The following is an 11,580-nucleotide window of genomic DNA, read 5'->3' on the forward strand; positions in this document are numbered from 1 at the left end:
AAAATAACTTTCAAATTCTTCAAATATATTTTATGAGAATATGAAAGTTATTTTGTGTGATTGATTTTGTATTTCCCAATACTGTTTTATTGGATGCAGATTTTTTGAATATCAGTTCCTTTATCTGTAATTATTTTGATTGTGTAAACTCCAGCCGCAAGGGAGTTTATATTGATTTTGCTGCTTTCTTTTGCTTTTAGCACTTCATTTCCAAGCATGTTGTATAGTATAACTTCTTCTATTGCACATTGAGAATCAATATTAATATATTCGGATGTTGGATTTGGATAAATCCTAATATATGTTAATGATGGATTTGTTATACTTGTTGGTTCTGTATCAAGCGGAGCTGCTCCATTATAAAATGTTAGTAAGCCTGTATTGTCGGCATTTCCGCAAACAATATCTAGATCACCATCGTTGTCAATGTCGTTTGCTGAAAACAATAAAATAGCCGTATTTATAACAAGTGTTTCTGAAACAGTGAAATTGCCCGCTCCATCATTTTTCATAATCGTAATTCCTTCTGAAGAATTTAAACTAGAATACATCAAATCTATATCGCCGTCTCCATCAACATCCGCAAGATCAAAATATATATGATAGTAAGGAGCATTAATTTCTTTTAAAGTAAATGTGTTGCCATTGTTGAATCCAACATTAAACCCCCCCGTTATACCTTTAGGTGTTATGAAATCCATTTTATTATCATTATTCAAATCTGCAACTTGCATACCTACAGCATTGTCTAATTTGCAGATTTTATTTTTATATGAAAATATTCCGTGTCCATCGTTTTCAAATGCGTATAGATTGTTCGGATCTGATGAATAAGCAATTATATCCATGTCACCATCGCCGTCTATATCGATTGACGTCACGTCAATTACATCGTCCGTTTCTGTTAATGTAACGACTTGTTCATTAAAAGTTTCGTTGCCCGTGTTGGTATTAATAGATATACCTAATGGATATGCACAGGTGACAAAATCCATGTTTCCATCTCCGTTAAAATCTGTTACAGCGAGGCCAGCCGGCATGTTCGGTAAGGTAAACGTTGTTTGTGACATAAAACTTCCATCACCATTATTCTTGAATATGGAAATACTGTATTCGTTGACGGTCATAAGATCCAGATAGCCATCAGCATCTATATCTATAACCTCTAATCTTCTTGGGTCGCCATTGCAAGGAAGATCTATTTCGTTTTTTAACTTTTGAGCCGTATTTAAATAAATGGAAAGTTGTTCAGTACCGCCCTGTATAATCGCTATATCCAGATTGCCGTCGTTATCAAAATCTCCGGATCTGCTTAATCTTACATTTGAATATCCTAAGTTGTAATATATGTTTGTATTATAAGAAGAACTTTTGAAGAAAAACTTACCATTACTTGGCGAAGGTTTTACAGAAAATTCATATACAAATGGTTTGAGTAAACTTGCATTACTCGTATTTTTTATTTGCGTTGTTATACTCACCGAAACCTTTTCATTTGGAAATAAATTTCGTTGAGTATTGAATGAAATGGATGAAGGGGAGGGTAATGAAAACGTACCTTTATTTGAATTATCCCCAGTGTAACTTCCCGATATACGAAGATTTTGTGCATTAACGGATGGTAACGAAACATCTGTTGTGAAATTTGTTTCGATGGAATTCACGGATGCAATATTGGTACTGTATGCATTAGGTACTAAAGTCGAAATGAAGAAACAATCTTGTCTAATATTTATATCTGAACCATTATTTGTTCCAATAATTCCTAAACTCGTACATACAGTTCTAATTCTATAGCCAACCCCAGCTGTTATGCTTGGAGATATGGTGCAAGTGATTGGAGAACTTGTTCCCGTTCCAATAACAATAGGTGTGTGTGCAAACGAGCCTGTTTCATTACTTAGTTCAACAGAATAAGTATTTTCATCAACTATTCCATAAGGTATGAATGAAATATTAAATGCTACTTCACCACAAATACTTAAATTATCTATTGGCTGTATTTCTATAAATGGTTTTGTATTAATTAAAATAATTAAATCGGAATTCGTGGTTAGTGCAATATCTAGATCACCATCGGAATCAATATCGATTGGTTGTGCATTTTGAACGTACACACCAACAGGAATTGATTCAGATAATGTAAATTGGCCTGTTCCATTATTTTTATACGTAATTAGGTTTTTTGAACTTGGAATGATTATATCAATATCACTATCGCCATCGATATCTGCAGTTTCTATTGCATTAAAATAATTATCTGTTGGAATGATTGTCAAAGGAAATGTTCCACTTGTATTCAATCCAATGTAAAGGAGTTTTGGATTGGTCGATGATTGGAAAATAAAATCCAACTTTCCATCGTTGTTAAAATCCACTACACTCAGATTGTTGGGCCATTCAGTAAGGCTTATTTTATTGTTATCGGTAGTGAATTTACCTTGTCCGTCATTTGTAAATGTGATTATGTAATTCAAGCCAGCAGATGTACGAGCATTAGCCAAAAGATCGAAGTCACCATCCTGATCCATATCAGCTGGTATTATTGTGCCTACAAATAAATTTTCTTCGCTTGGATATATATTCATATCAACAGTCTTTAATACGTATTTTTCAGTGAAAACACCTTGCCCATTGTTTATACCTACAGATATATAATATGAATTTGTTGTAACAAAATCCATATTGCCATCACCGTTAAAATCTGCATTGCATATGTTAACTGCAGATTCACCAACTACTGCTATATTATTGGATAGCGTAAAATTTGCTTGTCCATCATTTATATATATAGATACACCTTTAGTGCTGTATAGAGACGTGGTTATAAGGTCTAAGTCTCCATCAGCATCTATATCGAAAATGCTGATGTCACTAGTGTTGGTTAGAGTAGATAATTGAATAGAAGTTGTTTGTCCGTTTAAAAGAATTGATATTTTATTGGCGGTTTGATCAACTATAAGTAAATCTATTTTTTCATCATTATTAAAATCACCTGATTTAAGTAGGTTGCAATGTCCAGGAGATTTATTTGTAAACGTATTTTCTTTTATAATAAAATTACCTGATGTAACAGTTGGACGAATATTGAATTCATATACATAAGGTAAAATGAGTGAAACACCTTTCGTGTTTTGGATCTCATGTGTTAAAGATACTGAAACTCTTTCTCCAGCAGAGAAGGGAGAAGGTGTTTCATATTGAATTGTTGCAGGGCTTGATAATGACAAGCCTTGCTGACTTGATTTAAAGCCTGATTGATTTCCGAAAACACGAACGGTGTTTGAGTTAATTGAAGATGCCAACAAGTTTGTATTAAAAACAGCTTGTATTGCAGGGCTGACAATAACATTATTGCTGTTTGGTAAGGGGCTTACAGTTTGTATCGCAGGGCAGTCCGTTGTAATGGAAAGATTGATTCCATTGTCTGCACTTATAAGATTCATGCTGTCACATACAATCCGAATTCTATAGCTAATTCCTAATTCAGTTGTAGCTGGAATGCTGCAAACAATAGGAGAAGTTTTTCCTGTTCCTATAACCTGAAATGTACTGAATCCGCCTGTGGTGTCACTCAATTGTGCGCTGAATGTTGTTCCAGTAGGTACACCACGAACGTTAAAAGGTATTTCAATTTTGCTGGTGGTACAGAATGTTTGTTCTGATACCGTAAGCGTTTTAATAGAAAGTTCATTAATGAGAGAACCGATTTTTAAATCGAGATGATTAATACCTATAATATCAATATCGCCATCGTTATCTACATCTGCAGGAAAAGTATTGTTTGTGTTAATTATTATTGTTTGCTGTATAAAATCTGATGCACCATTGTTTAAGAATATTTTCGTGTCAAGTCCATCTAGAATTAATAAGTCAGATTTATCGTCACCGTTAAAGTCAGCTAAAGTATATGCATATGCTTCAAAACCCCAATTGGTAGGTTTGGAGGCGCTAAATGTATGGTTGGCATCATTGAATATAATCTCGGAAGACCCTAGAATGTCAATAAATTTATCATTGTTAATATCACACAATAAATTGCCAAATGTCCAATTTCCTGAGGCGATAATTGATTTTGAAAATGTTCTTCCGTTATTATAATTATACAAAATGAATAGATGATTAGTGGTTCCACAAACAATATCAATGTCTCCATCATTGTCCATATCATCTATTGAAACTGACCATGTTTGTTCATGTAAATATTCGGAGTATTGATAGGTTAGATTTCCATTTCCATCGTTTAATAAGAAGTCCAATTTTTCATAACTTCCGTTATATAAAGAAATAATGTCTAGATACCCATCCGCATTGATATCACAGATTTTGATCAAACTACTTCCTGCAGTAATACTTTGTCTTTTAGTGAAATTAGCATTTCCATCATTCTGGAATAACTGAATATTACCACCGCCATCTATAATAGATATATCAAGGTCTCCATCTCTGTCAAAGTCCGCCAGTTCACATAATCCCTCATTTGAAACATATATTGAATTAGACTTAACAAAAGTTCCATCGCCTGAATTTAATAAAAAGCTAACAGAGTCCGTAATAACATCTGTTATTACGGCATCTATGTCGTGATCATTATCTAAATCACCAATTGAAATAATCATCTTACTTAAACCTTCTATACTTTCATAGTGTGTGAATAATGCAGGAGCATTCTGTGACTTAGTTGTATAGTTAGAAAGAAAAGGCTGCTTTAAGCGAGCTCCATTTGTAGATTTAATGGAAGTATCTACTATCACAGAGACCTTTTCCCCAGAAAAAAAATCTGAACTTGGCAAAAAACTTACTGTATTTCCAGATTTTGTAAAAGAACCTTTATTCGCTGAATGACTTCCGCTCAAAGATCCATAAATACTGAATTTAGTTGTTGTAGGTATGTCACCACTGAAAGTTGTAGTGATATTTTCAGTAACTGAAATGTTTTGATTGTTTGTTGTTGGACTGATATTAGTAAGTAAGAAGCAATCTTTTATGATTGTTATATCATATCCATTGTCTTTGCTTTCCAAGTATGGATTTGTACTTACAATTCGCATTCTGTATTTATTGCCAGCTTCTAATGATGCTGGTATTTGTGCGGAAATTAAATTCGATAATGTTTTTTGTGAAAGCCCTAAATTAGTTGGAGTAGTAAAGGTTCCATTTTTATCTGACAACTGCAGTTGAAACAAATTGTCTGTTTGGAAAATACCACTTGAACTTCCTATGATATTTATGGTTGAAGAAACACATAGTGATTCTTCAACGAAAACCAAATTAGCAATTAAAGGTTTTGTTCCATCATTTAGAAGCATTGAAATTGTATTTGTAACCATATTGACAAAGCCAATATCCATGTCTTTATCATTGTCAAAATCTGCAGCTATGAAACTTCTACTGTATGGGGAACTGCCATTTTGATCTGCTGGAATTATATATTCACTGTAACGGGTAAGATTGCCATTGCCTGGATTCTTCCAGATAACTATCGTGTCAGATGCTCCTGCTACAAATGTAGCCTGATTGTATAGCATTAGATCTAGATGTCCATCTCCATCAAAATCTGCAACTGGATATTCATGTGTACCACTTTGAATGTATTTTCCAATAGAGTCAAATACCATGAAATTTCCGCCCCCTAAATTTTTCATAACACCAAACTTTTTTTGAAAGGCAATGACTGGATCAACAAATCCATTTCCATCAAAATCGCCAATGGCAATAATTTCAGGGTATTCATTAGGTATTTGAATAGTAGGAATTACTATGGTGGTAAATTCACCCTGTCCGTTGTTTTGTATAAAATTAATATCCCCGTTTGAAGTTAAAAAGTCAAGGTCGCCATCATTGTCGAAATCCGCTGCTTTGTAGCTGTTAGCAATTGTATTTATGAATGTGTCTCCAATGTTGAAATTTCCTTCCCCATCATTCCATTGTATTAAAATACCTGAAGGTGAAGTATAGATACTACTTTTGAGTGCAATATCTAAATCTGTATCTCCATCAAAATCTCCCGTGATAACATTGTCTCCAGTAATAAATACTGGAAACCTTTTTAATGTGTAGTCATTAAATTGATTATTGTAAAAAATACTTACATATTTATTATTAGTGTTTGATTCTGAAATGCAAATATCATCAAAGCCATCACCATTATAATCAGCACTATTTATATCAGCGATATCTCCATTGCCAGATAAACTTTTTACAAATGAAAATTCAGCATTTCCTTTGTTTAAAAAGAGTGCTAAACCACTTATTGAAATCATATCTATAAGCCCATCATTGTTTATGTCAGTAGTTAGTATTCTATAGCCCCTTAATTCTGGATTTTCTATACCTTTTATAAACGTGGCTGGAGCAATTGCTGTGGTTGCTGTAAATTCAGATACATATCCACTCTGCATGGTTGTTCCGGTCAAATCACTTGCAGATGAATCAATCATGATAGAAATTTTTTCTCCAGGCAAGTAATATTGATTTGATGTAAATGTAATCGTACTATCAATTTTTGTATAGGTCCCTTTTAATTTACCCGAATAAGATCCATACACTGCAAAGATAGAATCCGTTGCAGTTGCATCTGACATTGTCTTACTAAATGTAACAGCAATCTGTGCAGATTCGGAAATATTTAATGAATTTGAAGTTGGAGATGTGGTAAGTACTATTGGGTAATCAACAAAAGGTTTAACAGACAACGTAATAATATTCGATATAATCGATTCAGGCTTCGTACATAAGGCATTACTTATTAACGTAGCTAAAATAATATCACCATCTTTAAGTGCAGTACTTGAAAATATATTTGAATTGTTTCCAACTACTATATTATTTACTTTCCATTTGTAGATAGGATTAGAGCCTGCAGTTGTTGCAAAAGCAGTAAATGTTACAATGTTGCCTGCAATAATCGGATTCTGTGATGCGGTGATTGAAATTGTCGGAACAACTAAAGGGTTTATTGAAATGGCTACGGGATTCGAATACAAACTTTTACAACCTGCTGCAGTTGTAACTCCGACAGAATAATTGCCTTCAGTTTTTGCATAGATAAATTCACTTGTGGGTTTGTTTGACCACAGATAAGAAGCATAACCCGTTGGTGCAGATAATTTCATACTGTCTCCGGTGCAGATACTATTCCCTGAAGAAGTAACGACAGGTGTTACAACATTAATAGGCGCCATTACAATTGCAGTGTCTGATACTAAAAAAGAAGGGCATTCAGTTTTTTGAGCATACACTGTAAAGATATTGTTGCCTGCTTGGATATTTCCTGCTGATATAGGAATTGTAATAGAATTGCCTGTGCCAATAAATTTTGTGAGAATATTTGAGCCAAGCTGTACGCTATAATTAATGCCAATTTCTGAAGTAGCCATTGAAATAGAGCTTTCTTTTCCATAGCAGGTAGCTATGCCACTAACAGACATTGTTAATATTGGATTGCTGCTGCAGCCGGAAAGATTTTGATCAATTATTGCACATCTGTTTGAAGCCAAAGAAAAATCTAAATCACCACCAGATACTAGAAATTTACCATTTCCTAATTTTACAATACTATATCCTTGAGTACCGATCCAACTATATGTATTACTACTCCATGAATTTGTTACAGGGTCGTATACTTCTATGACTTTCGTGTTAATTGGATTGAAAAAATCACCAAGTCCATATGTTAATACTTTCCCGTTATCCATTAACACTGCTTTACTTACTGCACGGTTATGAGTCATTGGTGGTACAGCCGTAAATGTTTGTGTTGTGGCATTGAAAATCTCTGCAGTTGTTTGGTCATCCGTAGATGTTGATCCGGTAATAAGTACGTTTCCATTGTTTAAAAGAACAGTACTGTGAAATGTTCTTTCACCAATAAGTTTTGAAGAAAGAAGTGTCCAAGTTTCTGTAGCTGGATCATAAATTTGTCCATCATGTTCATACGTAGAAAGTACTCTGCCGTCAGCAAGTAATACAAGATTTGCTCTATCAGCAGTAATTTTAGAAGGGGAACTTGTTAGTGTCCATTTATTAGTTGAAGGGTCATAAAGCTCGTAGGTGTTTTCACTCCCTAAGCCACCACCTACAAGGACTTTTCCGTTTTTTAATACAACAGCATTATGCATAATGCGTTCGCTATGCATACTTCCTGTGTACGACCAGGTGCCCGTTTGTACATTGTATATTTCACAGGTTGCCGTTATTGGATCTACTGCAGCAGATTGTCCACCACCGATAGCCATTATATTTCCATTAGGCAATACTACGGAAGCAAAACGTGTTCTAGAAACGTTCATGGAGCCTGTATTTGTAAAGATGCCAGTATTTACATCATACAGCTGAGCCGAAGAATGTACAGTTACGCCTGGAGTTAAACGACAGTCATCGCCACCAAAAACCAATACTTTTCCGTTGTACAGTAGTTGTGATTCATGAAACCATCTTGGCACACTTAAAGAACCTGTTTGAGTAATTGTTTGAGAAAATAATTGAAAAGTAATTAGTAAAAAAAAAGATATGGTGTAGAGGATGTTTTTCATATTAATTTCAAAAGAAAAGTACTATCGAATTATAGTATAAATATAATTCTATTAAAGGTAATTAGAATATTTTACAGTACTTTAATTTATATTTTAATATTTATATATTTGATTATTAGTTAGTTATTGTTATTTTTGGGATGGTATTAATATGTGGTTTATATTTGGCGGGTCGGAGAGGTTCTAAACGTAATAGGTATTTAATTTATTCATTGGGTGTTAAATTATGAAACGATTATACGTTACACGTTAAACTAATTTAAAACTTCTACTAAAAAATCGTACATTTGTAGCCCACAAAAGATGTTTGGGGTCGACAGGAATTGACAGGTTGAGTGATTACGAGTGTAAGCATGCAGGCTCATGGGATGAGAGCCTTAAAAGATAGTTCTAAAACATAATTGGCGAAGATTCTTACGCCATGGCTGCTTAATTACGAACTCAGTTTGTAATATAAAGCGTTGAGTGGAGCTATTTAGAATAGCACCCGGCCACATCTCACACGGCTTTTGTTTTGCGGGCTGTGAACTGAGATGTCGAACTGCAAGACTAGTGTATCATACGTTACGGGTGATGTGCGAACTAAAGTAACTAAGGTTATAGTTGGGTGTCGGTGACCTGCTACAACTCGAAAATGAACATTCGACTAAGCATGTAGAAGATTCGATAGTGGCCTTCTCTGGACGAGAGTTCGAATCTCTCCGACTCCACTAATTAAAGCCTAACTAATTTATTAATAATTAGTTAGGTTTTTTTATTTAGTGGTTGTAACAGCCTTTGCAACGAAACCTTGAATAGTATATTTGCCATATACGTTAAAAGTAATTTACATTCGATCTAGGATAGTGAAAAACTTACCCATTTCTACTATTTATTTCTGCCGTAATACCTCTAATTATTTGATCCATTTCTTTCGCAGATTTTGAAATATACTCAATATAAAGTTCTTTATTACTTGTCGTAGTATCCGTGTAGTATAATTGTAATAGTCCTAATATACGGCTAAGCGGGCCTCTTAAATCATGCGAGTTTTTAAAGGACAAATTATCTATGAAGGATTTTATTTCAGCAATATTTTTATTCTTCCAATCTAGATCAGTTAAAAGTGTATTATTTTCACTAACAATTTTTTCATTAATTGTTCTCAGTAATGTATTTTGATTTTGTAACTGAGTGGTTAAATCTTCTAAGGAATAAGTTTGTTTTTTTCGGTAGATGCAATAATACACGATGCTTGTATACATAGCAATCGTTTGTGCAAAAAGGATATCAATCTCATTCCATTTAACAGTACCTGTTTGGTCTTCAAAGCATAGTATTCCTTTAAATTGACCGTCAATGAAAAATGGAATATCCATCATTGCTTTGATGTTATTTGGAATTAAATAATCGCTTGCAAATTCTTTGGTGATTTCATTTGTTTCAGCTTCGTAAGACAGGAGTAGCTCTTTCTTTAAAAGATGCTTAAAATAGGTTGGGTATTTTTCTGCTAATAAATTTCCTTCTTTTGTATATGCTTTCTTTGTGCTATCATAACATACAATGCATTCGATACCTTTAATAGTTTCATTGTATTCCCATATGCTTATTCTCGATGCATCAATATTTTCAATTACAAATGTTGTTATTTCTTTAAATGCTTCTGAAATGATTTCACTATATACATTTTTGTTTTTTGACAAGGTAAGAATGTTTTGTGTGAATGTTTTTAATTGTTGAACTTGATTAATCAACTTGGTTTCAATGTCTACTTTGTTATTTTTAATAAGTAACATAAGATACACTAACGATATAAAGTGAAATAGTTGAAATATTTTAAAATGAAGGTAGTTGTCTAATATGATGGAATAGTTAAGTGTAGGTACACTATTCATAATGATTATTTTATCATAAAAAAGTATGCTGGTAAAGAATACTATAATGCATAACCACATAGATTTTTTCTCATTCGGTAGGTTGAATGAGTTAATAACAAACAAAGAAGCACCAATGAGCGCATAACCATACGTTAAGAGTGTGCTGCTTTTTTCTACCACTGAATAAACTGGAGCTGCAATTATAAGTATAGGAGTTAGTATACCCCAAAGCATCTTTGAAATATATAATTGATTTTTATAGATAAATAATAAACAAATACTTGACAATACAGTGAAAGATGCACCTAAAAATATACTAGTAGATTGATTAGATAGTACACTATTAAACCAGATCAATAATCCTGTTGCTATTAAAAAATAGCCTGAATAGATGTAAGCCTTTTTGTTCTCTGTTAGGATGATATCCATGAATAAAATTTTATAAAAAATCTGTTTGTTTTAAAATCTATTTGTAAAATTGTAAAAATAATTATAGCTAATTTATTATTCCTTAATGTTTATTTTCTCTTGATAATAAATACGTTAAGATACATTTTTTGTTTCGATTTTATCTTGAAATGATAATTTCTAGTAAGGAAGGTAAATCTATATGATTTTTTCTTTTGATAGATTTAATTTGTTGGAATTGTGTGAAATAATAATTGTGTGAAATAATATTTAATCCAGTGGGGAAAATATGTGTTTATTTCCTTAAAATATTAATTCAAGATAAAAACACCCTCATACTATTATAGGTTAAAGGTGTTATTTTCGTATCGTTTTTGTAATTTTTACATTGTTTATTATAAGATTGCCATATTTTTTCATTTATTAAAAAAGATGATATATATTATAAAATCAGATTAATTTGTATTTTTTAAGAAGCTGTATTTTCTTAAACACAGCTAATACTTAAATTGTATATAAATTGATTTGTAGATTATAATATAAACTAAATACTATAACTATGATTATTCAAATTGAAAACTTACCTGCCAATATGGTCGGGTTTAGAGCAATTAATGAAGTTACAGAAGAGGATTATAATAGAGTAGTGATACCTGTGGTAAAGGGCTTGATATCTAAAACAGATACATTAAATTATTTGCTTATTTTAGATACTTCTGTTTCAAACTTTGTTCCTAACCGATTGAATAGTTGGACCAGTTTGGTGGCATAAACTGGAACAA

Annotated in this window: 3 protein-coding genes and 1 other RNA gene; 2 read left to right on the forward strand and 2 right to left on the reverse strand. The window is 32.7% G+C overall.

What is annotated here, in order from left to right; genetic code table 11:
• Positions 1-86: 86 nt before the first annotated feature.
• Positions 87-8,534 carry an FG-GAP-like repeat-containing protein gene (locus Q0543_RS10925; RefSeq protein WP_299252653.1) on the reverse strand — a complete coding sequence of 2,816 codons (8,448 nt, stop codon included), beginning with the start codon at positions 8,532-8,534 and terminating at the stop codon, positions 87-89.
• A 309-nt stretch (positions 8,535-8,843) separates the two neighbouring features.
• On the opposite strand from Q0543_RS10925, the gene ssrA reads away from it, so the two are divergent.
• Positions 8,844-9,247: a transfer-messenger RNA gene (ssrA, locus tag Q0543_RS10930) on the forward strand.
• Between the two features lie 141 nt (positions 9,248-9,388).
• Here the strand turns inward: ssrA and Q0543_RS10935 are convergent.
• Positions 9,389-10,819, reverse strand: a complete 1,431-nt coding sequence (locus tag Q0543_RS10935; RefSeq protein ID WP_299252656.1) for a histidine kinase dimerization/phospho-acceptor domain-containing protein — start codon at positions 10,817-10,819, stop codon at positions 9,389-9,391.
• A gap of 538 nt (positions 10,820-11,357) precedes the next feature.
• Between Q0543_RS10935 and Q0543_RS10940 the strand changes: the two genes are divergently transcribed.
• On the forward strand, positions 11,358-11,570 hold the full coding sequence (locus tag Q0543_RS10940) for an STAS/SEC14 domain-containing protein (protein WP_299252659.1): 213 nt from the start codon (positions 11,358-11,360) through the stop codon (positions 11,568-11,570).
• Positions 11,571-11,580 lie beyond the last annotated feature (10 nt).

Origin of the sequence: uncultured Cytophaga sp. (assembly GCF_937863595.1) — a bacterium.
In the GTDB taxonomy this organism is placed as follows: Bacteria; Bacteroidota; Bacteroidia; order Cytophagales; family Cytophagaceae; genus Cytophaga.

Coding starts and splice junctions, on each gene's coding strand:
- Q0543_RS10925 (WP_299252653.1), bottom strand. CDS start 8,534: ATGAAAAACATCCTCTACACCATATCTTTTTTTTTACTAATTACTTTT.
- Q0543_RS10935 (WP_299252656.1), bottom strand. CDS start 10,819: ATGGATATCATCCTAACAGAGAACAAAAAGGCTTACATCTATTCAGGC.
- Q0543_RS10940 (WP_299252659.1), top strand. CDS start 11,358: ATGATTATTCAAATTGAAAACTTACCTGCCAATATGGTCGGGTTTAGA.